The following is a 25,791-nucleotide window of genomic DNA, read 5'->3' as shown; positions in this document are numbered from 1 at the left end:
TCGGGCACGGACGCGGCCCGAAACGGGGAACCGGCGACACGCGCGACGTAGGTTTGCGGCATGGATGCTGATGTCATCGTCGTCGGTGCGGGACTCGCGGGCCTGGTGGCCGCCGGTGAGCTGGTCGAGGCCGGCAAGCGGGTGGCCGTGGTGGAGCAGGAGAACGCCGCCAACCTGGGCGGGCAGGCCTGGTGGTCGTTCGGAGGGCTCTTCCTGATCGACACTCCCGAGCAGCGTCGGATGGGCGTACACGACTCGGCCGACCTGGCCTGGCAGGACTGGCAGGGCAGCGCCGCGTTCGACCGGCTGGGCGATGAGGACTCCTGGGCGCAGAAGTGGGCCCGCGCGTACGTCGACTTCGCCGCCGGTGAGAAGCGCTCCTGGCTGAAGGACAAGGGGATGGGCTGGCTGGCGCTGGTCGGCTGGGCCGAGCGCGGCGACGGGCGCGCGGAGGGGCACGGCAACTCGGTGCCCCGTTTCCACATCACCTGGGGCACGGGCACCGGCGTGGTGAGACCGTTCGTCGACGCGGCCCTGCAGGCCGCCGAGGCCGGGCGGCTCACCTTCCACCACCGGCACCGGGTGACCGAGCTGGTCACGCAGGGCGGGGCGGTGACCGGCGTACGCGGCGACGTGCTCGCGCCCGACGACGCCCCACGCGGTGCTCCCAGCAGCAGGGAGGTCGTCGACGATTTCGAGCTCACCGCGCAGGCCGTCGTGGTCACGACCGGCGGCATCGGCGGCAACCACGACATGGTTCGGGAGTGGTGGCCGCAGCGGCTCGGGACCGCGCCGAAGCACATGCTGACCGGCGTGCCGGCGTACGTCGACGGCGCGATGATCAAGGTCGCCGAGGATGCTGGCGCCCGCACCGTCAACCGCGACCGGATGTGGCACTACACCGAAGGCATCGCCAACTATGCGCCCGTGTGGCCCCAGCACGCGATCCGCGTCCTGCCCGGCCCCTCGCCGATGTGGTTCGACGCCCTCGGGCGGCGGCTGCCGATGCCCTGCTGGCCGGGCTTCGACACGCTGTCCACCTTGCGGCACCTGCGTACGACGCCCGACCTCGCCGAGTACGACCACTCCTGGTTCATCGTCACCCAGAAGATCATCGCCAAGGAGTTCGGCCTGTCCGGCTCCGAGCAGAACCCCGACATCACCGACCGCGACCTGCGCGCGCTCGCTTCCCGGGTCACCTCCGCAGCACCGCCGCCGGTGCAGGCCTTCATTGACAAGGGGCCGGACTTCGTGGTGGCCGACGGGCTGCGCGAGCTGGTCGACGGGATGAACAAGCTCACCGACGAGCCGCTGCTGGAGCACGACCTGATCGAGCGGCAGCTGGTGGCGCGAGATCGCGAGGTGGCGAACAAGTACGCCAAGGACGCTCAGGTCACCGCCATCAACGCCGCTCGCCGCTACCGCGGCGATCGGCTCGCGCGAGTAGCCGCTCCGCACCGCATCCTCGACCCGGCGGCCGGACCGCTCATCGGCATCAAGCTGCACATCCTCACCCGCAAGTCGCTCGGCGGCATCCAGACCGACCTCTCCTCACGTGCGCTGGGTCACGACGGCGCACCTGTGCCGGGCCTGTACGCGGCGGGCGAGGCGGCCGGCTTCGGGGGCGGCGGGGTGCACGGCTACAACTCCCTGGAGGGCACCTTCCTCGGCGGGTGCATCTTCTCCGGCCGCGCCGCCGGGCGCGCCGCGGCGGCTGCCGTCGGGTGACGGAGCCACTGCGTGGGATGCTCCCGCTATGACGACGCGCTGGGCCCCGCCGTGGGCGCACGGTGACGGGGAGGCGCCCCGGACCGCCGAGCCCGGGGGAGTCGACGAGCAGTTGACCGACGGTGCGTCCGGTGCGGGCGACGGCCCCAAACGGCCCATCGACGACGTCACCTTCGGCGTGCAGGTCGCCGCCTGGTGGTCACTGTGCGTGCTGCTGATCCTGGCCGCGATCACCGCGATCGGCGCGCTGCTCACGCACGTCTACCTCGTCACCGTGACGATCGCCATCGCGGTGATGCTGTGCGCGCTGCTCGAGCCCGCCGTGCGCGTCCTGCGCAGGATCGGACTGCCCCGACCGCTGGCCGCGTTCCTGGTCTTCGTGCTCGGGATCGCCGCCATCTCGTTCCTGACCTGGTACGCGCTCTCGCAGATCGCGGACGCCAAGGACGTGCTGGTCAATCAGGTGCAGGACGCCGCGGTGACCATCCGGCACTGGCTCGTCTACGGGCCGCTGCACGTCGCGCCCAAGCAGGCGGACAAGTACACGACCAACCTCGGCGACACCCTGGCCCAGAACCAGGGCAACATCCTCTCCGGGGTCGCGTCGCAGGCGAGTGGGGCCCTCGGCATCCTCTCCGGTGCGGTGCTCTGCCTCTTCGCGACGCTCTTCATGCTGCTGGACAACGGCTCGATGTGGCGCTGGGTGGTCCGGCTGGCCCCCGTCCACAGCCGCGGCCACGTCGCGACCGCCGGCGCGGCCGCGTGGAGCACGCTCACGGCGTACATGCGCAGCCTCGTGATCCTCGGCGGCCTGAACGCCCTGGCGATGGTGCCCGCGATGTGGATCGCCGGGCTGCCGCTCGTGGCGCCGCTCGCCGTACTGATCTTCCTCGGCTCGCTCGTGCCGCTCATCGGGGTCATCGTCGCGGGGGTGATCGTCTGCCTCATCGCCCTGGTCACCAAGGGAGTGGCGACCGCGATCGTGATGGCGGTGGTCCTGGTGCTCATCGTGCAGCTCTTCGGCAACATCGTGAACCCGATCATCCTGGGCAAGGCCGTCGACCTGCACCCGCTCGCGATCCTGGTGACCGTCACGGCGGGCACGCTGCTCGCCGGGGCGTTCGGCGCCTTCGTGGCCGTGCCGCTCGTGGCGGTGCTGAACAACGGGATCAAGGCGATCCGCAACAGTCGCGAGCCCGAACAGAGGGCCTGATCGATGTCGCACGCGCATCCCGGGCCGTTGCGGCGATTGGCGCTGCGTGCGTACCGCGTGCTGCCGGCCGGACCCAGTCACGTCGTGACGCGGGCGGTGCTGCCGTCGTGGGGGTTCGGCGCGGTCGCACTCATCGAGTACGACGGTCGGGTGCTCGCGCTGCGCCAGACCCATCGCATCGGGCTGTCGCTGCCGGGAGGTCATATCGACCGTGGCGAGCACCCGAGCGAGGCGGTCGTGCGGGAGGTGTGGGAGGAGACCGGCCTGCGGATCACGCCCGGTGACGCGTTCGCGACCGTCTTCGATCCCCGCACGCGCATCGCCGACGTCATCTACCGGGTGCGATGCGACCGGGAGCCGAAGGTGCGGGTCGCGAGCGAGGCCGTCGGCTACGAGTGGGTCGACCCGGAGAACTGGCCGCAGGGCGAGGCGGACGAGTCCACCGAGCGGATCCTTCAAGGGGCCCTCCAGGCGCGTACGACGCCGCAACCGGGCGTCCTGGTCGCGGACGACTGAGCCCCTGCTCCGCTCGAGTCGCGCCGGGAAGCCGTGGCCCCTCCGCCGGGCACGGACCCCTCCGCTCGACGGAGGCGTCAGGTCGTGAGCAGGACCTTGCCGATGTGGCTGGACTCGCCGAGGATCCGGTGCGCCCGCGCCGCCTCGGCCAGCGGCAGCCGCTCGTGCACGATGGGCCGCACACGACCGTCGGCGATGAGCGGCCAGACCTGCGCGCGGACGTCGGCCACGATCTTCGCCTTCTCGTCGCGCGGTCGCGCACGCAGACCGGTGGCGGTCACGGTGCCCCACTTGCGCAGCAGCGCGCCGAGGTCGAGCTCGCCCTTGGCGCCGCCGAGCATCCCGATGGTCACCAGCCGGCCGTGCGGGGCGAGCGCGTCGACGTTCTGGGGCAGATACTTGGCGCCGATGCCGTCGAGGATCACGTCGGCGCCGTGGCCGTCGGTCGCGGCATCCAGTTCGTCCACGAAGTCCTGATCGCGGTAGTTGATGAGGATGTCCGCGCCGAGGGCGCGGCACGCGGCCAGCTTGTCCGGTGAGCCGGCCGTGGTGGCCACCCGCGCACCGAACGCATGCCCCAGCTGGATCGCCATCGTGCCGATGCCGCTCGAACCACCGTGCACGAGAAGTGTTTCGGCCCTCTTCAGCCCTGCGACCATGAAGACGTTGGACCACACGGTGCAGACCACCTCCGGCAGGGCGGCGGCGTCGACCAGGCTCACTCCGGCCGGAACGGGCAGCAGCTGGCCGGCCGGGACGATGACCCGCTCGGCATACGCGCCGCCCGCGAGCAGCGCGCAGACCTCGTCCCCGACCTGCCAGCCCCCGACCCCGTCGCCGAGCTCGGCGATGCGCCCGCTCACCTCGAGCCCGACGATCTCGGATTCGCCGGGCGGCGGCGGGTAGAAACCCTGGCGCTGCATCAGGTCGGCGCGGTTGACGCCCGCCGCGGCAACCTCGACGACGACCTCGCCGCTGCCGGGGGTGGGGTCGGGTACGTCGGCGAGTGTCATGACGTCTTCGTCGCCGAATTGGGGGAGGGTGATGGCCTTCATCCTTCGACCGTAGTCGGGGCGTGGGGCGGCCCCGCGAGGTCCTGCGGGGTGTCCACGTCGTGGGCCGCGGTGTCGTCCACGTCGTACGCCGAGCAGCGCAGCCGGCGGGCCCAGCTCATCAGGGACGCGCCGACCGGGTCCGGCGGCAGGGCGTCCCGTGCCGGTTCGGTGCGACCCGCCAGCAGCAACGGCTGCGGCCGTCCGTCCGGGGTCCGCGCGAGGACGGCGTCGACGTCGTGCGGCGCGTGCGACAAGTGGTCGGAGAGCGCGACGGCTGCGCGGGCGGCGTACGGCATATCACCGCCGAGGAGGACGAAGGTCGGCGTTGCGACGTCAGCGAGCCCGGCAGCCAGGGCTGCGAGGGGCCCCGCGAACGCCGGTTCTTCGCGCACCCAGGTGATGTCCCGGGTCGTCGTACGCCGCGGGCCGACCGCCACGATCGGCCAAATGCCGGGCAGCGCGTCGAGCAGATGGTCCAGCAGCGGCCGCCCGTCCAGCGGTGCCCGGGTCTTGTCGGACCCGAAGCGGGACGATCGCCCGCCGCACAGCACGATCGCCGTCGGTTGCATGCACCCAGTCTGTGCCTCTCCCCGCGCGGCCGACATATGTTGCCTGTGGCGCGCGGCCGCGCTCAGGAGTCGTCATGCCACACGGAACGGGAGGGACGACGTGATCGGTGACCGTTGGGGCGTGACCGCTGCGGAGGTCGCACGGCCCTTCCCCTGCGACACCGAGGTGCCCGACCCCGTGCTGCGGGCCTGGCGCGGCGTGACCGTGGATGCGCCCGTCGAGCGGGTCTGGCCGTGGATCGGGCAGATCAGGCTGGCGCCGTACTCCTACGACTGGATCGACAACGCCGGTCGCCGATCGCCCGACCGGTTGAGCGATGTGCCACCGCCGGTGGTCGGGGATCCGTTCACCGCGGTGGCCGGGCGGCCGCAGGGGCGGGTCCTGTCCGTCGCGAACGGCGAGCAGTTGACCGCCCAGATCATGGGCGCGGTGATGTCGTACGTCCTTGTGCCGGTCGACGGGTCGACCCGGTTGCTGCTCAAGGTGGTGATGGCACGGGGCCGGCTCATCGCGCCCCTGGTGTCCGTGGGCGACCTGGTGATGGCGCGCCGCCAACTGCTCAATCTCAAGAGGCTCGCTGAATCGTGACACGGGACGGGTCTAGCGTCGACGGTGTCAGCAGTTCTCATGAGAGGGAGCGCGCCATGCCCGATGTCCTGATCCCCGGCCCGGACCACCCCATCACCGTCGAACCGACCACCCGCCACGTCGTCGTCCGCGTGGGGGACACCGTGGTGGCAGACACCCGGTCGGCCCTCGTGCTGCAGGAGTCGACCTACCCGGCGGCCTACTACCTGCCGCCCAGCGACGTGGACCCGCTGTTGCTGCGCGCGAGCGAGACCACCAGCCATTGCCCGTACAAGGGGGATGCGACCTACCGCGACATCGAGACCGACACCGGCACGGTGCACGACGCGATCTGGGTCTACGAGCATCCGCACGACGCAGTCGCCGCGATCGAGGGGCACATGGCCTTCTACCCCGACAAGGTGGAGCTCACGGTCGAGGACTGAGCAGGCCGCCGAGTGGCATACATACCCGTCAAGCGGCGTAGGTGTGAGTGCGCCACTCGAAACATGTGTGTGCCACTCGAGGGGAGGGGTCAGGGGCGGTGGCCGAGGCGGTGGGACAGATCTGCTGCTGCTCGTACCGTCGATCCCGCCAGCCCGTCGACCGTCTCGCCGGCGAGGCTGTCGTGCGGATAGGTGACGGCGACTCCGGCGACGGGGTGCGCGTTGTGGTCGAGCACGGCGGCCGCGACGGAGGCGAACCCCCTCGTCACCGAGTCCTTCTCGACCGCGTAGCCGCGCTGCCGCACCTGGGCGAGCTCCGAGCGCAACGCCGTCAGTGACGTCGCCCCGCGTGCCGCTCGCTGCACGAACGCCGCACGGTCGGGGTAGAGGGCGCGTACCTGGGCCGCCGGGAGAGCGGCCAGCATGGCCAGCCCCGAGGCGGTCAACTGGGCGGGCAGCCGCACGCCCACATCGGTCACCAGCGAAGGACGGCCAGGAGCGCGCTCCTCGATGACGTAGAGCACGTCACGACCGTGCAGCACCACGAGGTGCGCCGTGTGCGTCGTGGTGTCGACCAGGCGGGTGAGCGCCACGCGGGCGATGCGCTGCAACGGCGCCTGCCGGTTGTAGGCCGACCCCAGCTCGAACGCCGAAACGCCGAGCCCCCAGCGTTTCTCCTCGCTCAGATGCGTGACGAAACCGCGCTGGCGAAGAGTGGCGAGCAGGTGGTAGGTCGTGGAGCGGGGGAGGCCGACCTCGCGCGCGATCGTGGCCGCGGGCACCGGCTCCGCATGCCCCGCCATCGCCTGCAGGATCGCCAGCACCTGCCCGGCTGCCGGTGCGTTGTCGGCGGGCACGGTCGCGTGGGGCCTCTCAGGCGGCGGGAGTCGATGGGTATGTCTCGGATCCGAGACACCATATGCCCTCCGGTCGTAGTGCTGACCACCGCGAGCGCGGTGCAATGGGGGCATGACGGACACCGCAGTCGAGCAGGACACCCAGAACGTGGTGGAGGTCGGCATCGGTCCGCTCACCATCGAGCAGGTCGTCGACGTGGCGCGAGGGGGCGCGGCCATCCGCCTCAGCGAGGAGTCGCTCGCCGAGGTACGCGCCAGCCGCTCGATCATCGACCGGCTGGCCGACGACACCATTCCGCACTACGGCATCTCCACCGGTTTCGGCGCGCTGGCGACCAAGCACATCCCGCTGGAGCAGCGTCGGCAGTTGCAGCGCAGCCTGATCCGCTCACATGCGGCGGGATCCGGGCCCGAGGTCGAGCGTGAGGTCGTACGCGCCACGATGCTGCTGCGCATCTCGACACTCGCCACGGGCCGCACCGGCATCCGCGAGGAGACGCTGACGGCGTACGTCGCGATGCTGAACGCCGGGATCACTCCGGTCGTCCACGAGTACGGCTCGCTCGGCTGCTCCGGTGACCTCGCGCCCCTGGCGCACTGCGCGCTCGCCCTGATGGGCGAGGGTCCGGTGCGCGATGCCGCCGGCAACGTCAAGGACGCCGGCGAGGCGTTCGCCGAGGCCGGCATCGATCCGGTCGAGCTGCAGGAGAAGGAGGGGCTGGCGCTCATCAACGGCACCGACGGGATGCTCGGGATGCTGTGCATGGCGATCATCGACCTGCGTCTCCTGCTCACCACCGTCGACATCTCCGCCGCGATGAGCGTCGAGGGGCTGCTCGGCACCGACGACGTCTTCGCCGCCGACCTGCACGCGCTCCGTCCCCACACCGGGCAGGAGCTCAGCGCCGCGAACCTGCGGATCGTACTCGCCGACAGCGAGATCCGCGAGAGCCACCGCGACCCGGCGGCGTGCACCAGGGTCCAGGACGCGTACTCGCTGCGCTGCGCACCGCAGGTGGCCGGGGCTGCGCGCGACACCCTGGCGCACGCCGAGCTCATCGCCTCCCGTGAGCTCGCCGCTGCCGTCGACAACCCGGTCGTGACGATCGACGGCCGGGTGGAGTCCAACGGCAACTTCCACGGCGCACCGGTCGCCTACGTGCTCGACTTCCTCGCGATCGTCATCGCCGACGTCGCGTCGATGAGCGAACGGCGCACCGACCGCTTCCTGGACCCGGCGCGCAACGCCGGCCTGCACGCGTTCCTGGCCGACGACCCGGGCGTCGACTCCGGCTACATGATCGCCCAGTACACCCAGGCGGCGATCGTCTCCGAGCTGAAACGGCTCGCGTCACCGGCCAGCGTCGACTCCATCCCGTCGAGCGCGATGCAGGAGGACCACGTGTCGATGGGGTGGTCCGCGGGCCGCAAGCTGCGGCGCGCGCTCGACGGTCTCACCCGGGTGCTCGCCATCGAGATGCTCACGGCCGCACGGGGAATCGCGCTGCGTGCACCTCTCACATCCTCGCCCGGTACGGCGGCCGTCGTTCGCGCGTTGCCCGGGCCCGGTCCCGACCGCTTCCTCGCCCCCGACATCGAGGCCGCGGTGCGGCTGGTGGGCTCCGGTGACGCGGTGCGGCACGCCGAGGGCGTCGTCGGGAGACTCGCGTGACACCCCACGAAGCAACAACCATGAGGCACATCCACACGGCACGGAGGAAATGATGGAAGGCGCACGCCCGGTCCGCGCACCTCGCGGCACGACTCTCTCCGCACGGTCCTGGTCGACCGAGGCACCCATGCGGATGCTGATGAACAACCTCGACCCGGAGGTCGCCGAACGCCCCGACGACCTGGTCGTCTACGGCGGCACCGGCCGCGCCGCGCGCGACTGGCGGTCCTTCGACGCCATCGTGCGCACCCTGCAGACACTGCGCGAGGACGAGACCATGCTCGTGCAGTCCGGCCGACCGGTCGGGGTCATGCAGACCCACGAGTGGGCGCCGCGCGTGCTCATCGCCAACTCCAACCTCGTCCCGGACTGGGCGACCTGGCCGGAGTTCCGTCGTCTGGAGCACCTCGGCCTCACGATGTACGGGCAGATGACCGCGGGATCCTGGATCTACATCGGCACTCAGGGCATCGTCCAGGGCACCTACGAGACCTTCGCGGCGGTGGCCGAGAAGCGTTTCGGCGGCACCCTGGCGGGCACGCTGACCTTGACCGGTGGCTGCGGTGGGATGGGTGGCGCTCAGCCACTCGCTGTCACATTGAACGACGGTGTGTGTCTGATCGTCGACGTCGACGAGACGCGGCTGCGACGCCGCGTGGATCACCGCTACCTCGACGAGGTCGCTGACGACCTCGACGACGCGGTCGCGAAGGCTTTGGCCGCCAAGCGAGCCCGCCGTGCGTACTCCGTGGGCGTGGTGGGCAACGCGGCTGTGGTCTTTCCTGAGCTACTCCGTCGCGGAGTGGAGATCGACATCGTCACCGACCAGACGAGCGCTCACGACCCGCTCTCCTACCTCCCGGACGACGTCGAACTCGGCGACTGGCACGACTACGCCGACAAGAAGCCCGAGGACTTCACCGACCGAGCCCGCGCGTCGATGGCGCGCCAGGTGAAGGCCATGGTGGAGTTCCAGGACGCGGGGGCCGAGGTCTTCGACTACGGCAACTCGATCCGCGACGAGGCCCGACTCGGCGGGTACGACCGTGCGTTCGAGTTCCCGGGCTTCGTGCCGGCGTACATCCGGCCGCTCTTCTGCGAGGGCAAGGGCCCGTTCCGCTGGGTCGCGCTCAGCGGCGACCCGAAGGACATCTACGCGACCGACAAGGCCGTGATGGACCTCTTCCCCGACAACGACCGCCTGCAGAAATGGATGCGCGGCGCGAAGGAGAAGATCGCCTTCCAGGGGCTGCCCGCGCGGATCTGCTGGCTGGGGTACGGCGAGCGCGACAAGGCGGGCCTCGCCATCAACGACCTCGTTGCCAGTGGTGAGGTGTCTGCGCCGATCGTCATCGGTCGCGACCACCTCGACTGCGGCTCGGTCGCGTCGCCCTATCGCGAAACCGAAGCGATGGCAGACGGATCCGACGCGATCGCCGACTGGCCGCTGCTCAACGCGATGGTCAACACCGCGTCCGGTGCCAGCTGGGTGTCCATCCACCACGGTGGCGGCGTCGGGATCGGCCGTTCGCAGCACGCCGGTCAGGTGACCGTCGCCGACGGCACCGCGCTGGCTGCCGAGAAGCTGCGCCGGGTGCTGACCAACGACCCGGGCATGGGCGTCATCCGGCACGTCGATGCGGGCTACGACCGGGCGGAAGAGGTCGCGCAGGCCCGCGGCGTGCGCGTGCCGATGCGCGAGGGCTGAGCGGTGCCGACCGACGCGTCGTACGCCGGTTTCGACCGGATGTGGGCCGACCTGCAGCCGGTCGGCCGGGTCTCCTCCGGCGGATACCGGCGGTTCGCGTGGACCCGTGAGGACCACACCCTGCGCGAGTGGTTCGCGGGCGAGTGCGCGGCGCGCGGACTGGACCTGGTCGAGGACCGGATGGGCAACCAGTGGGCGTGGTGGGGCGATCCCGACGCCACACCGGGGGTCGTCGCAGGCTCTCACCTGGACTCCGTGCCGGACGGCGGCGCGTACGACGGCCCGCTCGGTGTCGTCAGCGCCCTCGCTGCGGTAGATGCGTTACGGGACAGCGGCTTCCGACCCAGTCGTCCGATCGGGGTCGTCAACTTCGGCGACGAGGAGGGCGCCCGCTTCGGGGTTGCCTGCGCCGGGTCCCGGGTCATCACCGGCGAGCTCGACGCCGACCGCGCGCTCGGCCTCACCGACGCCGACGGGGTCACCATGGGGGAGGCGCTGGAGCGTGCCGGACGACCCGCCTCGATCGGCACGGACGAGGCCGCCGTACGCCGGATCGGCAGCTTCGTGGAGCTGCACGTCGAGCAGGGCCGGGCGATGGCCGACGCCGACCGTTACGACCAGGACCACGCAGCCGTGGCGATCGGCACCGACATCTGGCCGCACGGTCGCTGGCGGCTCGACTTCGCGGGCATCGCCAACCACGCGGGTACGACGCGTCTGGAGGACCGGCACGACGCGATGCTCGCGTGCGCGACGGCTGTTGCCGAGGCGCGGGGCCTGGCCGAGAAGCACGGCTGCGTCGCGACGATCGGCAAGCTGCAGGTCGAACCCAACGGAGTCAACGCCATCCCCTCGCACGTGACGGCCTGGCTAGACGCCCGCGGTGCCGACGAGGCGGCCGTCCTGGCGATGGTCGAGGAGCTGTCGGAGCGAGCCGCCGCCGACGTGAGCCGCGAGTCGTGGACGCCCACCACGGCGTTCGACACGTCGTTGGCGGGTCGGCTGCACAACATCCTCGGTGACGTGCCCATGCTCGGCACGGGCGCCGGACATGACGCGGGCATCCTCTCCAATGCGGGCGTCAGTACCGCGATGCTCTTCGTGCGCAACCCCACCGGCGTCTCGCACTCGCCGAAGGAGTTCGCCGAACAGGCCGACTGTCACGTCGGCGTACGGGCCCTCACCGCCGTCCTGCAGGACCTGGCCGGATGACCGCCTACTGGGCGGCGCACGCGCTGCTGCCGACCGGGCTGGCCGCCGACGTCCGCTTCGACATCGACGACGGCCGCTTCACCGCGGTGCTGCCGGGTCAGCCAGAGGGCGACGCCCACCGGCTGCCCGGTGTGGTGCTGCCGGGTCTCGCGAACTGCCACAGCCACGCGTTCCACCGCGCGTTGCGAGGGCGCACCCACACCGGTGGCGGGACCTTCTGGACCTGGCGTGACGGCATGTACGACGTTGCGGCGCAACTGGATCCGGACAGCTACCTCCGGCTGGCGCGAGCGACGTACGCCGAGATGGCGCTCGCCGGAATCACGAGCGTGGGGGAGTTCCACTACCTGCACCACGCGCCGGGCGGTCGTCCCTACGACGACCCGAACGCGATGGGTGAGGCGTTGCGGCAGGCTGCCCGCGACGCCGGCGTCCGCCTCACGCTGCTCGACACGTGCTACCTCGCCGGTGGATTGACCGACGACGGACACGAGCCGCTGAACCCCGAGCAACTGCGCTTCGGCGACGGGGACGTCGAGGCCTGGGCCGACCGCATGCGGGCGTTGCGCGAGGACGACAACACCCGGATCGGGTCTGCCATCCACTCCGTACGTGCCGTGCCCAGCGAGGCCGTAACGACCGTGGTGGCCGCCACCGGTGACCGGCCGCTGCACGCGCATCTTTCCGAGCAACGTGCCGAGAACGACACGTGCGTGCGGTATTACGGCGTGACGCCGACCCGGTTGCTGCACGACGGCGGCGCTCTGACGGCACGTACGACCGCCGTGCACGCCACTCATCTGACCCAGGACGACATCGCCCTGCTGGGCGAGGCGAAGACCACGGCGTGCTTCTGCCCGACCACCGAACGCGACCTGGCCGACGGCATCGGCCCGGCCCGCAGACTCAGTGACGCTGGGGCGCCGCTCAGCCTGGGCAGCGATCAGCACGCGGTGATCGATCTCTTCGAGGAAGTGCGGGCGCTGGAGATGCACGAGCGCCTGATGTCCCATGAGCGCGGCCGTTTCACTCTGACGGGACTGCACCACGCCCTCGTCGCACACGGGAGTCTGGCGTGGCCCGACGCGGGTGCGCTCGCGCGGGGAATGCGAGCCGATCTCGTTGTCGTGGCGACGGACTCGGCGCGTACGGCCGGTTCGGATCCTGCGCAGATCGTCTACTCGGCCACGTCAGCCGACGTGCACACCGTCATCCGCGACGGCGAGATGGTCGTCGAAGACGGCCGGCACGTGCTGGGTGACGTCGGCACCCTCCTCGCCGAGGCCATCGACCCGCTCTGGGAGGGACTCGCATGACCAGCACCATCGTCACCAACATCGGCGAGCTCGTCACCGTCGACGGCACCCGCGGCGACGAGCTGGGCATCGTCCACGACGCCGCACTGATCGCGACCGACGGTCGCATCGACTGGATCGGCAGCGCATCCGCCGCACCGGCAGCCGATCGGTCCGTCGACGCCGAAGGCCGTTGTGTACTGCCGGGATTCGTCGACAGCCACTCCCACCTCGTCTTCGCCGGCGACCGCTCGGCGGAGTTCGAGGCCCGGATGACCGGCACGCCGTACGACGGGGGCGGCATCGCACTCACCATGGCGGCGACCCGCGCGGCGACCGACGACGAGCTGCGAGCCCTGGTCGGGCGCCGGGTCGCCGAGATGCGCGCGCAGGGCACCACCACGGTGGAGATCAAGAGCGGTTACGGGCTCACCCCCCACGACGAGGCGCGGGCGTTGCGGATCGCGGGGGAGTTCACCACCGAGACCACCTATCTGGGCGCCCACGTCGTCCCGCCCGACGCGCGTGACGACCGCGCTGCGTACCTCGACCTGGTGACGGGCGACATGCTGGCCGCCTGCGCGCCGCATGCCCGCTGGATCGACGTCTTCTGCGAGCCGCACAGCCCGCACGCCTTCACCGGGGAGGAGTCGCGGCGGGTGCTGCGTGCGGGGCAGGACGCCGGGTTGCTCGCCCGGGTGCACGGCAACCAGCTCGGACCCGGTCCGGGCGTGCTCCTCGCCGTCGAGGTCGGCGCGGCGAGCGTCGACCACTGCACCTACCTGACCGGCGAGGATGTCGAGGCCCTCGCCGGATCCGACACCGTGGCGACCCTGCTGCCCGGTGTGGAGTTCTCCACGCGCTCGCCGTACCCCGACGGGGGTGCGCTGCTCGACGCCGGCGTGCGGGTCGCGCTCGCCACCGACTGCAACCCCGGCACCTGCTATTCCAGCTCCGTGCCGTTCGTCATCGCGCTCGCGGTGCGCGAGATGGGGATGACGCCCGCGCAGGCCGTCCGAGCGGCGACCGCCGGGAGCGCCGCAGCACTGCGTCGGGACGACATCGGCGTGCTCCGAGTCGGTGCCCGGGCCGATCTCACCGCCCTGGATGCCCCCAGCTACCGACACCTGCCCTACCGGCCCGGCGTCCCGCTGACTCACGTGATTCTGGACGGACGCTGAGCGCGGGTTAGCCTTACCTTCGTGACCGACGCCTCTCCCGACCCCGCCCTGGTGGAGATCGGTCACGCCTGCGCGGACTTCGCCCGGACCGGCGACGCCGATCGGCTCGCGGCCTACGTCGACCGCGGTGTCCCGGTGGACCTCACCGACGCCTCGGGAAACACGCTACTGATGCTCGCGGCGTACCACGGGCACGCCTCCGCGGTGAAGGCGCTGATCGAGCGCGGCGCCGACGTCAACCGGCTCAACGACCGGGGGCAGTCGCCGTTGGCCGGCGCCGTCTTCAAGGGTGAGGACACCATCGTGTGGGTGCTGCTCGAGGCCGGCGCCGACGTCGACGCCGGCAGCCCGTCCGCAGCCCAGACGGCAGAACTCTTCGGCCAGGGCGACCTGCTGCGCTGAGCGCGGGGACGCGGCGTAGGAAAGTGACCGCACCGCCGACGACCCGCGCTGGGTACTGGACGCGGCGTCGGGAAGTGACCGCACGGCCGACAACCCGCGCGAGCGACACTCACCTGGGCGCTGGGATGACTGCGAACCGTTGGTCGGCACGCCTTCTAAGCAGCTGACGCTGTCAATTCGCGCGTATCGGACCGGGTGAGCGGGCACAGTGGCCCGCATGAGACTCCCCGACCTTATGTGTCGCTACGCCGAGCGGTTCGCCGCATTGGGAAGTGGAGAACACCACGTCGCCTCTCCCTTGGGCGCCTGGCTCGTGCTTGCCCTCGCCGGACCCGCGGCGTCCGGTGAGCTGGCGAAGGAGATCGAGGACGCGCTCGGCACCGACATCGACAGTGCGCACCGCGCGGCGAAAGAACTGCTCGCCCACCCGCACCCGGCGGTGCCCGCGGCGGTGGCTGCCTGGAGAAGAGACGACCTGCCCGGTTTGAACGCGTGGCTGTCCACGCTGCCCGCAGAGGTCGAGACCGGCCCCATTCCGACCCAGGGTCAAGCCGACTCATGGGCGCGAGAGCACACCCTCGGCCTCATCGACCGGTTCCCCGTCGGCACCTCTGACCTCGCCGTCCTGCTCGTGTCGGCGCTGGCGACCCGGGTCACCTGGATGACACGGTTCGATACCGCTGACGCGGCCGACCTACGTGGGCCGTGGAGCAGCACCCTGCACCGGGTGCTGCGCGCATCTCGCCTTCCAGGACACGATGCGTACATCACCGAGACCGAACGGGCCGGGCGCGTCGCCGTCCACAGCGCACTGGCCGACGGGCTCGTGGTCACCTCGGTGATCGCCGAGGCCACCGCGGCGCCGGGCGATGTCCTCGCGGCCGCGCACGACGTAGCCGTCGCGCAGGCCCAGGACGGCGCGGACGCCGTGTCGGTGTCGCTGTTCGATCTTCCTCTGGGCGATCACGCGCTGTGGACGATCACCGAGGAGGAGGGAGTCAACCCAGGCGAGCACGTGGATGCGCTGCTACCTGCGTGGCATGCCGACAGCGCGCACGATCTGGCCAGCGAGCCGAAGCTGGGGTTCGTCGCCGCCGGGCAGGCGCTTCAGCAGCTCGCCCGCCTCAAGGGACCGATCGATGCCAAGCAGACCGCGATCGCCCGGTACGGCCGCCGCGGGTTCGAAGCCGCCGCCGTCACCCACGTCGCGATGGCGACAAGTGCTCGCAGAGCGGAGCCGTCCGGTCTGCACCGCACCGCAACCCTGCGGTTCGGCCACCCGTACGCCGTTGTGGCCACGGCGCACGGGACCGAACCCGACGATCCGTGGGAGGGTCTGCCCGTCTTCTCCGCATGGATCAGCGAACCTGAGGACGCGCAGGAGTGACCATGGTCAACCGGCATGCGCGCTGCGGCGTCTCAGAAGTGTGATGAGCGTCCGTACCGCCCCGGCGTTCCTGGTGGTGGGCGCCGCGTGTGTGGCACTGACGGGCTGCGGTTCGGCATCACCGCGGGCCCCCGGTAGCCCGAGCACGGCGAATCAGCACCAGGTGACCCACGGAGCCACTCCGACGGCTAGTCCCACTCGCGCCTCGGCGTCGACCAACAGAGCGCGCACTCTCGCCGAGACGCGTCGCCTGATCGACCTCGTCACGGTCCCGGCCGGGGCGGCCCGGATGGCCGGCGCGCCCACGGCGCTGGCCGGTCCGGTGATGGGAGCACCGAGGTCGGCCTCGTTGATCGACACGTCACGGTTCTGGCGCGTGCCGATGACCATGCAGCAGTCCCAGAGGTGGCTCGCTGCGCATGCGCCGGGCGGCTTGAGCGCAACGGGTTCCGCCAGCTCGACCTCCGGCTCCGTCGTGACGAGCGTCGGATCCGCCTACACCGACGATCGGCCGAGCAGCGACGGGCAGAACGCGATGCTCGACATCGGGATCGCCCCCGCCGGCGCCTCGGCGAGCGTATGGCGCGCCGACGGGATCGCACTCTGGCTGGACTCCACCCCGGCCCCGGCTCCCGCTGGCGGCAGCCGACTGGCTGTCACGGTGGCGAGCGGCTGTCCACGCAGCGACCGGGGCGCCACTGACGTCACACCCGGACCGTCCTCGTCCCTCCTGCCGGCGGGGTCACCGACGGCCGGGCTGATCTGCTCCTACAACGGTCTCATTGGTGCAGCGTTCGCGCTGCGATCCCGGGCGCGGCTGGACACCACGCAGGCGGGTCGACTGGCGCGCAGCGCGGCCACGATCGGCCTCGCCCACACCAACGGGGACATCACCAGTTGCCCCATGGACGACGGATCCGTCACCGTCGTCGCGTTCAGCTACGCCGACGGCGCGCGTGCTTCCCTCTGGCTGACGGAGACGGGGTGCCGCTCGATCTCCAACGGCACCATCGACGCCGGCGATTACCCGTCCCTCTCCGCATTCGCCACCACGGTGGCAGGGCTCCTCCCGCGCTGACGGGGCCGCCGAGCGCCCGTCGAGCCGGTCGGCGTACGGCGTGATCTCACCGGGCCGCATACTCGAAGGGATGCTTCCTCTCGTGCGAGTCCCGACCGGCGGTGCTCAGCGCGCGCTCGGCCGGTTGTTGCGCTCCAAGGTGGCTGGTGACGACGCCCCCGCCAAGGCCAAGGGCATCTGGGAGGCCGAGGGGCCGCGCTGGTTCACCCCGGACGACCCGATCTGGCGGGTGCACCAGCACGCGGCGATGTTCCCCGGCGGAGTGGCGGCGCTGCTGTTGCAGTCACTGCATCCTTCGGCGATGGCCGGGGTCGCCGGCCACAGCGGCTTCCGCGGCGATCCGTGGGGTCGGTTGCAGCGCACCAGCTACTACATCGCCGCGACAACCTTCGGCACCATCGAGCACGCCGAGGAGGTCATCGCCCACGTCGCCTCGATCCACGAGCGTGTCCGTGGTCGCACCGACGACGGCACGCCGTACGCCGCGTCCGATCCCGATCTGCTGAGCTGGGTCCACGTGGCCGAGATCCACAGCTTCCTCACGGCCTACCAGATGTACGCCGGCGCTAGCGAACGGCTCTCGGCGCAGGAGGCGGACACGTATGTCTCCCAGGCCCGTACAGCCTCCACGCTTCTCGGCGCACGCGATCTGCCGGCCGACGTGACGGAGCTTCGCGAGCAGCTGCATTCCTACCGGGCGGTCCTACGGTCCACGCCTGCCGCGGTCGACGCCTGTCATTTCCTGCTGCGTGAGCCGCCGCTTCCGCGAGCGGCCAGGCCGGGCTACGTCCTCGTCGCACGCGGTGGAGTCGCCGCACTGCCCAACTGGGCGCGTCGCGGCCTCGGGCAGTCCGGGCTGGACGTCGCGCGCCGAGCCGACACCGTTGCGGGCTCGCTCAGCGTCGCCACGATCACCTGGGCGATGTCCGGGTTGCGCGACGCCGAAGAGCGCGCAGCCTGAACACGCCCCTCGCGTCCCGGTGAGTGACACCATCCGAGCGTGACTCGTGTGATGGAGCTGTGGCCGCAGATTTCCCGCGAGATGGAGGAGTTGCTGCGTGCGGACGGTCATACAGCGCTCGCAGATCAGGTGACGACCCTCGAATTCGCCCAGATGTGCGGATGCGGCGATTCGTTCTGCGACACCTTCTTCACGGTGCCGAGGCCGGACGGCGCCTGGCAACCACAACGGTGGACGATCGATCTCGAGCCGTCCTGGGCCGGCTACCTGCTGATCCACGTGCAGCAGACCTCACCTGAGCGGATCATCGAGGTGGAGGTGCTCTACCGGGACGGGCTCAGCTGACGCAAACCGAGCGTCAGCGCTTCTCGGCTTCCTTCTGAAGCTTCTTCTCGCGCTTGTCGATCGCCTTCTGCATCGGCGGGGCGAGTTCGCCGGTGGAGCGCATGTAGTAGTCGGCGACCTTGCGCTCGACCAGGGTCGTAGCACCCGCAAGCATCGCGGCCGAGATGACGGCGAACGCAGTGGCCTCGGCATGCGAGCGCTCGGGCTCGTAACGGTCGGCAGGCGCCTTCTTGCCGGTCGCGGCGCGCCACCCGGTCTGGGTGACCTTGGTCGCGACTCGGGTGGAGGCCAGCCGAGTCGCCGCGGAGAGCACCTTCCACGCAATCGAACCCATGAGCCCACCTTTCGACGACGGATCGGAAACCTTCGTCAAACCTACCCTGCGAATGTGGCGCCCCGCCGCGCGCGCGTATCGTGAGCGGCGGATACGACAGGGGAGCGCAGCAGCGCTGAGAGTGCGGATCGGCCGCAGACCCTCGAACCTGATCCGGTTAGTACCGGTGTAGGAAGTCGGGGCCCCTCGTTAAGAGGAGGTCGAATCCAGTGAAGTTCACCATCATGTCCGTATGCGCGGTCATCGCACTGCCCGCCCTGGCCGGCTGCGCGGTGAGCGGCAGTGAGGCCGCCGGTCCGCCGGACCACACCTCGGCGAAGGACCGTCAGGTGGTGCTGGTCACCCACGACTCGTGGGCCGTGCCCCCGTCGGTCCTCGCCGACTTCACCAAGACGACCGGCTACCAGGTCAAGGTGCAGGCCTCCGGCGACGCCGGCCAGCTCGCCAACTCCCTGGTGCTCACCAAGGGCGACCCCACCGGCGATGTCACCTTCGGCATCGACAACACCTTCGCCTCACGGGTGGCGGATTCGGGCGCACTGCAGGCATATTCGCCGCCTCTACCAGCCGGTGCCGCCACGTACGCGCTGAGCGGTGCGCCGGCCGCGATGCTCACGCCGATCGACTACAGCGACGTCTGCGTCAATGTCGACGATGCGTGGTTCGCCAAGCACCACCGCACGGCGCCGAGCAGCATGACCGACCTGACCAGCCCGGCGTACAAGGGACTCTTCGTCAGCCCGGGCGCCGCCACCTCATCACCGGGCCTGGCCTTCCTGCTCGCCTCCATCGCGAAGTACGGGCAGGGCGGCTGGCAGGGGTACTGGAAGAAGCTGATGGCGAACGGCGCCAAGCTCACCAGCGGCTGGAGCGACGCGTGGGGAGTCGACTACACCGCTGGCGGCGGCAAGGGTGATCGGCCGATCGTGCTGTCCTACAACACGTCTCCGGCCGATACCGTCACGGCGGGCAAGTCGACCACCTCGGCGTTGATGGACAGCTGTTTCCAGGAGCAGGAGTACGCCGGGGTGCTCAAGGGCGCCAGGAACACTGCCGGGGCGCAGGCGTTCATCCGCTTCATGCTGGGGCGCACGTTCCAGACCTCGATGCCGGGCAGCATGTATGTCTTCCCCGTCGACCGGGGCGCGGCGGTGCCGGCCGACTGGAAGTCCTTCGTGAAGACGCCGAGCAAGCCCCTCAGCCTGCCCGCCTCGCAGATCAGCGCGCAGCGGGACCGGTGGATTAGCCAGTGGCAGGACGTCACCTCGTAGGCGACGAAGTATGAGAGTCAACGGTCTTCACCGGTGGTGGCTGGCTGCGGTCGCTGTGGTGCCGCTCGCCTTCCTCGCGGTCTTCTTCGTGCTGCCCGTCGGCGGGATGCTCGCCCGCGGACTGCATCCGGACGGCCACTGGGCACTCGGCGAGGCCGTCGCCGTCTTCGGTCGCCCGCGCGAGCGCCGGGTCGTCCTCTTCACCCTGGGCATCGCCACGCTCGGCACAGCGGTGACCACGCTGCTGGGCCTGCCGGTCGCGTACGCGCTCTACCGGCTTCGGATCCCGGGCGCCGGGGTGCTTCGGGCGCTGGTCGCCACCCCGTTCGTGCTGCCGACCGTCGTGGTCGGCGTCGCGTTCCGCACGCTGCTCGTGAGTTCCGGGCCCCTCGGCTTTCTCGGTCTCGACGGCACCTGGATCGCGATCGCCCTGGCGCTGGTGTTCTTCAACCTGTCGGTGGTCGTGCGCACGGTCGGCAGCGCCTGGGCCGGCCTGGATGCGCGCCCCCAGGAAGCCGCTGCGGCGCTGGGGGCCGGACCGGTGCGGGTCTTCGCGACCGTCACGCTCCCTGCGCTGGCGCCGACGATCCTGTCGGCGGTCACGATCGTCTTCCTCTTCTGCGCCACGGCGTTCGGTGTGGTGCTGACGATGGGCGGGCTGCGCTACAGCACGATCGAGACCGAGATCTATCAGCAGACCACCGACGTGTTCGACCTGCGCACGGCGGCCGTCCTCTCGATCGCCCAGTTCGTGGTGGTGATCCTGCTCCTGGTCGTGGTCGAACGCGCTCGCGCCGGCGTGCGGCACCAATCGTCGCGCGCCGGGGTCGGACAGCGACGTCACCCCACCCGTCGCGACCTTCCCGTCCTCGCATCGACGGCCGCGGTCGTGGTGTTCCTGGTGCTGCCCCTCGCGAGCCTGGTCGTGCGTTCGCTGCATGCCGACGGCGGATGGAGTCTGGAGAACTACCGGCGCCTCGGCACGACGGGTGATGGTGGTGCGCTGCTGGTGCCGGTCGGCGACGCGATCGCCAGCTCGTGGCGCATCGCCGTCGACGCCACGCTGTTGTCAGTGGTGCTGGGGCTAGCCGTGGCGATCACCGTCGCCTACCGGCCGAGCGGTCGGTCAGGCGGTCGCCGTCGGCGTCGACTCGCCGTACTCGACGCCGTCTTCATGTTGCCTCTCGGAATATCAGCGGTGACAGTTGGATTCGGTTTCATCGTCACTCTGAATCGACCGCCCCTCGACCTACGCGACTCGCAGATCCTGATCCCCATCGCCCAGGCATTGGTTGCGCTTCCCCTCGTCGTGCGAACCGTGGCGCCCGCGCTGGCCGCCATCGACGACCGGCAGCGCCAGGCCGCGGCGAGCCTGGGGGCCGGCCGCCTGCAGGTTGTGCGCACCGTCGATCTCCCCGTCGTATGGCGACCGTTGCTCGCGGCGACCGGTTTCGCCTTCGCGGTGTCGCTGGGCGAGTTCGGTGCCACCAGTTTCCTGGCGCGCCCGGCCCATCCGACCCTCCCGGTGGTCATCTACCAGCTCATCGGGCATCCGGGCGGCGACAACTTCGGGATGGCGCTCGCGGCGTCCGTCCTGCTCGCCCTCATGACCGCCGCGGTGATGGCCGCGGTGGAGAGTCTGCGCGTGGGATCGGTGGGCCGGTTCTGATGGGGGAGCTACAGATCCAGGACGTCAGTGTCAGCTTCGACGGGTCGCCCGCGGTCGATGGGGTCGATCTGACGGTGTCCGCCGGTCACACGCTCGCGGTGCTCGGCCCCTCCGGATGCGGCAAGTCGACCCTGCTGCGCGTGGTCGCGGGACTGCAGCGACCCGATCGCGGGCGGGTGATCTTCGACGGCGTCGACCTGACGCAGACGCCCACCCATCGCAGGGGGTTCGCGCTGATGTTCCAGGACGGCCAGCTCTTCGCCCATCTCGACGTCGCGCAGAACGTGGCGTACGCGCTGCGTCGTCGCCGGCTCCCGCGGGCGGTCGTGCGGGCCCGGGTGGCGGAGCTGCTCGACCTCGTCGGCCTCGCCGGGCTGCAGGCCCGGCGGCCCGGCTCTCTGTCCGGCGGCCAGCAGCAGCGGGTCGCACTGGCTCGAGCGCTCGCCGCCGAACCACGACTCCTCCTGCTGGACGAACCGCTGTCCGCCCTCGACACCGCGCTGCGCGAGCAGCTCTCGATCCAGCTGCGGGACGTGCTGCGGACGACCGGGACGACGGCGATCATGGTGACCCACGACCAGGAGGAGGCGTTCGCCGTCGCCGACGACGTGGCGCTGCTGCGCGACGGCCGCGTCGTCCAGCACGGGCCCGCGCTGGAGGTCTGGCGCGCCCCCGTGGATGCCGATGCCGCGCGCTTCCTCGGCTACCGCACAGTGCTGCCGGCTGAGGCGGGACTGTCGCTTGGACACCCCGGTTCCCCGATAGCGCTGCGCCGCAACGCACTCCGGCTCGACCGCGACGGGCCCATCGAGGCCACGGTGCTGTCGAGCGCGGCAGACCCGGACGGCGTACGGCTCATGGTCAGGATCGAAGGCCTGGGCGATCTGCCCGCAGTCACCGACGGGCCCGCGCCCGAGCGCGGGGCGCAGGTGCGGCTGCGGGTGCAGCTCTCGTCGGTCGCGAAGCTGCCCGATGTCGGCAGGTCGGTCACCTCCCGGACAGATTGAGTCCATACTCTGTTCGCCTATGGCAGCGGCGGAGGACGGTCTCGCGACGCAGTCGATCGACTGGGTGTGGTGGCGACGGGTCGCGGTCGTCGGGTATCTCGTGGTGCTGAGCGGCTACATCGTGCTGTTCGGGGTGCCACTGGACCGTGTCGGCCTGATGCTGTGGATCATCGCCGGTGTCTCGTGTGCCGTCGTCGGCCGCGGGTGGCGTGCCTGGGGAAAGGTGATGCTGGACTGGCTGCCGTTCCAGGGTCTTCTCCTGGCGTACGACTTCAGTCGGGGTTTCGTCGGCCAGTACGACACGGACGGCACGGCCCCGCGCGACGGCGCCCACAACATCATCGGTCTCCCCCTGCACACGACCTTCCCGATCCACGCCGACCGCTTCCTCTTCGGCGGCACCCTGCCGACCCAGTGGCTCCAGGCCCATCTGCACCATCCCGGCGGCAGCCGTTGGTACACCGTGCTCTTCAGCCTCAGCTACACCAGCCACTTCCTGGTCACCCCTCTGGTCGCAGTCGCCCTGTGGATCTGGTGGCGGGACCGGTTCCGTGCGTGGGTCTACTGCGTGCTCGGGCTGACCCTCGTGGGGTTGGCGACCTACTTCCTCTTCCCGATGTCGCCTCCGTGGCTGGCGTCCGAGCAGGGATACATCTCCGGGGCGCCCGTCGGCCGCTACAGCGGAGAGGGCTGGGACTACCTGCACCTGAAGTTCGCCGCCCGCGCGCTCTCCGTGGGGCAGGCGCAGGCCAATCTCGTGGCCGCCATGCCTTCCTTGCACGAGGCGTTCACCGTCCTCGTGGCCGGCTTCTTCTGCTTCGGCGCACGCTGGTGGGTCAAGTGCCTGCTGGTCTGCTACCCGCTGCTGATGGCGGTCTCGCTGGTCTACGCGGGTGAGCACTACGTGATCGACGAGCTGGTGGGAGTCGCCTTCGCGATCTGCGTGCTGGTCTGCTGGCGGTTGCTGCGGCGCGCCCGGCTGCAGCGCGCGAGATCAGCTGGGGAAGTGCCGCACCGTGAGGATCTGTTCAGCACGACCGACGGGCCCGGCGACGTCGTTGAGGGTGGTGGAGGTCAGTCCCACCCCGTCCGCGCCGAAGGTCACCGCAGTGTCCAGTCCCACCCACGCGGGATCGGGAGCGCGGACCAGGTGGATGCCCAGGTCGACGTTCGGGAACATCATCTGCGTGGGGCGCATCCGGGTGGCGCTGCCGTTCGCGGCGTCGACGAGCATCACGAATGACGACATCGGGTCGGCCGGTTCGTCCTCCAGAAGCGCGGCGGCACTTCGCACCCACACCCCACGGCGGCCCTCGCGCCCGTCGGACGCTGTGCGCCACTCCAGCGACGCGATGAACGCGCCCTGCCACTCGGCGCCCCCCTCGGCGTAGGCGAGGCAGTCCTGCGGGGCCGGCATGGCGGGCAGTTCGCTGCCCTCGACGTCGGCGGTGTCGCTGAGCTGCAGACGCCAGGCCCGCGCCCGCACGATGGTGCGGCCGCCGATCGTCAGGTCGGCCTCCAGCAGCTCGATCGTGCGCCCCGGGCGCAGCGTGCGCACCTCGATGTGCAGGTCCTGCAGCGGGATGAGCCCCAGGATCTCGAAGCTGAGCCGGGCGATGCGCATGCTCTCGCGCGGCTCGTGCCGGATCAACTCCTCCGTGATCAGCCCACTCACCGGCGCCATGTGCTGCTCGTCGGGGCGCCAGGCGCCCTGCACCGAGATGCTCGGCCGGTAGTGCCCCGACCCGAGAGATGTGTAGAAGGCAGGCACCGAGGCGGCGGACGTCATACGGGGCACGGTACGAGAAGCCGACCGGCCGCCGGGAGCGGGCATCAGCGAATCCGCTTCACTTCATTCACGGTTGGATCAGATCAGGGGCTTTCCTGGGAATTTCCTATGGATCTGGTCAAGAGGCTGTCTAAGTAGTGTGCAGAGATGTAGGCGACTCTTGTTCTCGGTGGAGGGGCCCGAGAGGCTGCGGCTCGCCGGTCATTCCCGGCACGGCCTCGCAACAAGGAGATCCCGAATGCGCAAGTCCCCCGTTATCGCCGCGCTCGCCCTGGCATCCGCCTCGGCGCTCACCGGCGCCCTCACCCCATCTGCGTCTGCAGCCGGATCCGGTGTGCAGCAAGCACATTCGTGTACGCAGAAGGTCGCCAAGGGCTACGCCACCTGCTTCGCGGTGAAGCTGGAGAACACCAAGGGTGCCGCGGTCAACGCCGCCGGCCGTTCGATCACCCCGAGGGCCATCTCCGGCAAGACCCCGACCGACATCCGCAGCGCGTACAAGCTGGCCGGTCTGAACTCGGGCGGCCGCACGGTGGCCATCGTCGACGCATACGGCTACCCGAACGCCGAGCGCGACCTGGGCGTCTACCGCAGCCAGTTCGGTCTGTCGTCGTGCACGAAGGCCAACGGCTGCCTCACGATCGAGAACCAGTCCGGCAGCACATCCTCCCTCCCCGCCACCAACGTGGGCTGGGACCAGGAGCAGGCGCTCGACCTCGACGCCGTGTCGGCTGCGTGCCCCGACTGCAAGATCCTCCTCGTGCAGGCCAGCTCGGCCTCCAACGCCAACCTCGGCACGGCGGTCAACACCGCCGCGAAGAAGTCCGGTGTCGTCGCGATCTCGAACAGCTACGGCGGCGGCGACAGCTCCGACTCCACCTACGGCAAGTACTACAACCACCCCGGCATCGCGGTCACGGCGTCCACAGGTGACGACGGCTACCAGGGCGCCAGTTACCCCGCATCCTCGCACTACGTCACCGCGGTCGGCGGGACCTCGCTCTACACCGCGTCCAACACCCGTGGGTGGACCGAGTCCGCATGGAGCGGCGCCGGTTCGGGCTGCACCACGCTGAACACCGCTCCGAGCGGCCAGAACTCGGCCGTCACGCACTGCTCCGGCCGTGCCATGGCGGACGTGTCCGCGGTCGCCGACCCCAACACGGGTCTCGCGGTCTACGCACCCACCAGCTCGACCTCGTCCTCGTGGGCGCAGTACGGCGGCACGTCGCTGTCCTCGCCGATCGTCGCCTCGGTCTACGCGCTGTCCGGCAACACTGCCGGCTACGCGAACACCCTTCCCTACGCCCACACCTCGGGTCTGTTCGACGTGACGAGCGGTAGCAACGGGTCCTGCTCGTACTACTGCTCCGCGCAGAGCGGCTGGGACGGCCCGACCGGTCTCGGTACCCCGAACGGCACCTCCGCTTTCTGATCCATCCACTTCGCCCCGCGGTCGCACGTCGACCGCGGGGCGTTGTGATGCTCCGGCGCGGCACGAGCGCCGCCACTGCATCGATCGCATAAG

General features: G+C 70.6%; 24 protein-coding genes, 1 pseudogene and 1 riboswitch. Of the genes and pseudogenes, 20 read left to right on the top strand and 5 right to left on the bottom strand.

Annotation, left to right across the window (positions count from 1 at the left end; genetic code table 11):
- The first annotated feature begins 60 nt into the window (after positions 1–60).
- From JOB34_RS10410 to JOB34_RS10400, 3 genes are read left to right on the top strand one after another with little or no spacing between them, the layout of a single operon-like run.
- Positions 61–1,728, top strand: a complete 1,668-nt coding sequence (locus JOB34_RS10410) for an FAD-binding dehydrogenase (RefSeq protein ID WP_208052651.1) — start codon at positions 61–63, stop codon at positions 1,726–1,728.
- Positions 1,729–1,756: 28 nt separating this feature from the next.
- Positions 1,757–2,941: an AI-2E family transporter gene (locus tag JOB34_RS10405; RefSeq protein ID WP_208052650.1), complete on the top strand. Its 1,185-nt coding sequence runs from the start codon at positions 1,757–1,759 to the stop codon at positions 2,939–2,941.
- Between the two features lie 3 nt (positions 2,942–2,944).
- Entirely contained in the window at positions 2,945–3,457 is a 513-nt protein-coding gene (locus JOB34_RS10400) for an NUDIX domain-containing protein (RefSeq protein WP_208052649.1), read from the top strand.
- A gap of 77 nt (positions 3,458–3,534) precedes the next feature.
- On the opposite strand, the gene JOB34_RS10395 is transcribed toward JOB34_RS10400, so the two are convergent.
- Positions 3,535–4,512 carry an NAD(P)H-quinone oxidoreductase gene (locus JOB34_RS10395; protein WP_208052648.1) on the bottom strand — a complete coding sequence of 326 codons (978 nt, stop codon included), beginning with the start codon at positions 4,510–4,512 and terminating at the stop codon, positions 3,535–3,537.
- Positions 4,509–5,081, bottom strand: a complete 573-nt coding sequence (locus JOB34_RS10390; RefSeq protein WP_208052647.1) for an NTP transferase domain-containing protein — start codon at positions 5,079–5,081, stop codon at positions 4,509–4,511. The genes JOB34_RS10395 and JOB34_RS10390 overlap by 4 nt, the downstream gene beginning before the upstream one ends.
- 121 nt (positions 5,082–5,202) lie before the next feature.
- Between JOB34_RS10390 and JOB34_RS10385 the strand changes: the two genes are divergently transcribed.
- Complete coding sequence (locus tag JOB34_RS10385; protein ID WP_208052646.1) at positions 5,203–5,670, top strand: SRPBCC family protein; 468 nt, start codon at positions 5,203–5,205, stop codon at positions 5,668–5,670.
- Between the two features lie 56 nt (positions 5,671–5,726).
- Positions 5,727–6,095, top strand: coding sequence for a DUF427 domain-containing protein (locus JOB34_RS10380; RefSeq protein WP_179483218.1), 369 nt, complete (start codon positions 5,727–5,729; stop codon positions 6,093–6,095).
- Positions 6,096–6,184: 89 nt separating this feature from the next.
- Here the strand turns inward: JOB34_RS10380 and JOB34_RS10375 are convergent, their stop codons facing one another.
- Positions 6,185–6,952: an IclR family transcriptional regulator gene (locus tag JOB34_RS10375; protein ID WP_347813823.1), complete on the bottom strand. Its 768-nt coding sequence runs from the start codon at positions 6,950–6,952 to the stop codon at positions 6,185–6,187.
- A 112-nt stretch (positions 6,953–7,064) separates the two neighbouring features.
- Here JOB34_RS10375 and hutH point away from each other — a divergent pair, with 112 nt between their 5' ends.
- From hutH to JOB34_RS10325, 10 genes are all read left to right on the top strand, one after another.
- Positions 7,065–8,624, top strand: a complete 1,560-nt coding sequence (gene hutH, locus JOB34_RS10370; RefSeq protein ID WP_208052644.1) for a histidine ammonia-lyase — start codon at positions 7,065–7,067, stop codon at positions 8,622–8,624.
- Between the two features lie 52 nt (positions 8,625–8,676).
- Positions 8,677–10,332 carry a urocanate hydratase gene (hutU, locus tag JOB34_RS10365; protein ID WP_208052643.1) on the top strand — a complete coding sequence of 552 codons (1,656 nt, stop codon included), beginning with the start codon at positions 8,677–8,679 and terminating at the stop codon, positions 10,330–10,332.
- A gap of 39 nt (positions 10,333–10,371) precedes the next feature.
- Complete coding sequence (locus tag JOB34_RS10360; protein ID WP_208052854.1) at positions 10,372–11,544, top strand: allantoate amidohydrolase; 1,173 nt, start codon at positions 10,372–10,374, stop codon at positions 11,542–11,544.
- On the top strand, positions 11,541–12,860 hold the full coding sequence (locus tag JOB34_RS10355) for a formimidoylglutamate deiminase (protein ID WP_208052642.1): 1,320 nt from the start codon (positions 11,541–11,543) through the stop codon (positions 12,858–12,860). Before JOB34_RS10360 ends, JOB34_RS10355 begins: the two co-directional genes overlap by 4 nt.
- Positions 12,857–14,020: an imidazolonepropionase gene (gene hutI, locus JOB34_RS10350; RefSeq protein ID WP_208052641.1), complete on the top strand. Its 1,164-nt coding sequence runs from the start codon at positions 12,857–12,859 to the stop codon at positions 14,018–14,020. The genes JOB34_RS10355 and hutI overlap by 4 nt, the downstream gene beginning before the upstream one ends.
- 21 nt (positions 14,021–14,041) lie before the next feature.
- On the top strand, positions 14,042–14,422 hold the full coding sequence (locus tag JOB34_RS10345) for an ankyrin repeat domain-containing protein (protein ID WP_179483212.1): 381 nt from the start codon (positions 14,042–14,044) through the stop codon (positions 14,420–14,422).
- Positions 14,423–14,639: 217 nt separating this feature from the next.
- A complete protein-coding gene (locus JOB34_RS10340) occupies positions 14,640–15,809 on the top strand; it encodes a hypothetical protein (protein ID WP_208052640.1) in 1,170 nt (389 codons plus the stop codon).
- Positions 15,810–15,852: 43 nt separating this feature from the next.
- Entirely contained in the window at positions 15,853–16,887 is a 1,035-nt protein-coding gene (locus tag JOB34_RS10335; RefSeq protein WP_208052639.1) for a hypothetical protein, read from the top strand.
- A gap of 82 nt (positions 16,888–16,969) precedes the next feature.
- Positions 16,970–17,848: an oxygenase MpaB family protein gene (locus tag JOB34_RS10330; RefSeq protein ID WP_347813822.1), complete on the top strand. Its 879-nt coding sequence runs from the start codon at positions 16,970–16,972 to the stop codon at positions 17,846–17,848.
- Positions 17,849–17,887: 39 nt separating this feature from the next.
- Positions 17,888–18,193 (top strand): hypothetical protein, encoded by a 306-nt coding sequence (locus JOB34_RS10325; protein WP_208052637.1) that lies wholly within the window; start codon positions 17,888–17,890, stop codon positions 18,191–18,193.
- Between the two features lie 13 nt (positions 18,194–18,206).
- On the opposite strand, the gene JOB34_RS10320 is transcribed toward JOB34_RS10325, so the two are convergent.
- The gene (locus JOB34_RS10320; protein ID WP_208052636.1) at positions 18,207–18,527 is read right to left on the bottom strand and encodes a DUF4235 domain-containing protein; all 321 of its coding nucleotides are present in this window, start codon (positions 18,525–18,527) and stop codon (positions 18,207–18,209) included.
- An 88-nt stretch (positions 18,528–18,615) separates the two neighbouring features.
- Positions 18,616–18,719, top strand: a riboswitch (TPP riboswitch).
- 17 nt (positions 18,720–18,736) lie between these two features.
- Here JOB34_RS10320 and JOB34_RS10315 point away from each other — a divergent pair.
- The 4 genes and pseudogenes from JOB34_RS10315 to JOB34_RS17565 all read left to right on the top strand — a co-directional run.
- Positions 18,737–19,798, top strand: a complete 1,062-nt coding sequence (locus JOB34_RS10315) for a thiamine ABC transporter substrate-binding protein (protein WP_347813821.1) — start codon at positions 18,737–18,739, stop codon at positions 19,796–19,798.
- Between the two features lie 10 nt (positions 19,799–19,808).
- On the top strand, positions 19,809–21,467 hold the full coding sequence (locus JOB34_RS10310; protein ID WP_208052635.1) for an iron ABC transporter permease: 1,659 nt from the start codon (positions 19,809–19,811) through the stop codon (positions 21,465–21,467).
- On the top strand, positions 21,467–22,474 hold the full coding sequence (locus JOB34_RS10305) for an ABC transporter ATP-binding protein (protein ID WP_208052634.1): 1,008 nt from the start codon (positions 21,467–21,469) through the stop codon (positions 22,472–22,474). The genes JOB34_RS10310 and JOB34_RS10305 overlap by 1 nt, the downstream gene beginning before the upstream one ends.
- Positions 22,440–23,426 (top strand): annotated as a pseudogene (locus JOB34_RS17565) (phosphatase PAP2 family protein); the annotation flags it as partial. The gene JOB34_RS10305 and the pseudogene JOB34_RS17565, both read left to right, overlap by 35 nt.
- Before the next feature lie 42 nt (positions 23,427–23,468).
- Here the strand turns inward: JOB34_RS17565 and JOB34_RS10300 are convergent.
- Positions 23,469–24,263, bottom strand: coding sequence for a thioesterase family protein (locus tag JOB34_RS10300; protein ID WP_208052633.1), 795 nt, complete (start codon positions 24,261–24,263; stop codon positions 23,469–23,471).
- A 238-nt stretch (positions 24,264–24,501) separates the two neighbouring features.
- On the opposite strand from JOB34_RS10300, the gene JOB34_RS10295 reads away from it, so the two are divergent.
- Positions 24,502–25,698, top strand: coding sequence for a S53 family peptidase (locus JOB34_RS10295; protein WP_208052632.1), 1,197 nt, complete (start codon positions 24,502–24,504; stop codon positions 25,696–25,698).
- The last annotated feature ends 93 nt before the right edge of the window (positions 25,699–25,791 follow it).

The organism is Allobranchiibius sp. GilTou38 (assembly GCF_017565325.1).
Taxonomy (GTDB): domain Bacteria; phylum Actinomycetota; class Actinomycetes; order Actinomycetales; family Dermatophilaceae; genus Allobranchiibius; species Allobranchiibius huperziae.
This window is presented reverse-complemented; position numbering and strand designations above follow the sequence as displayed.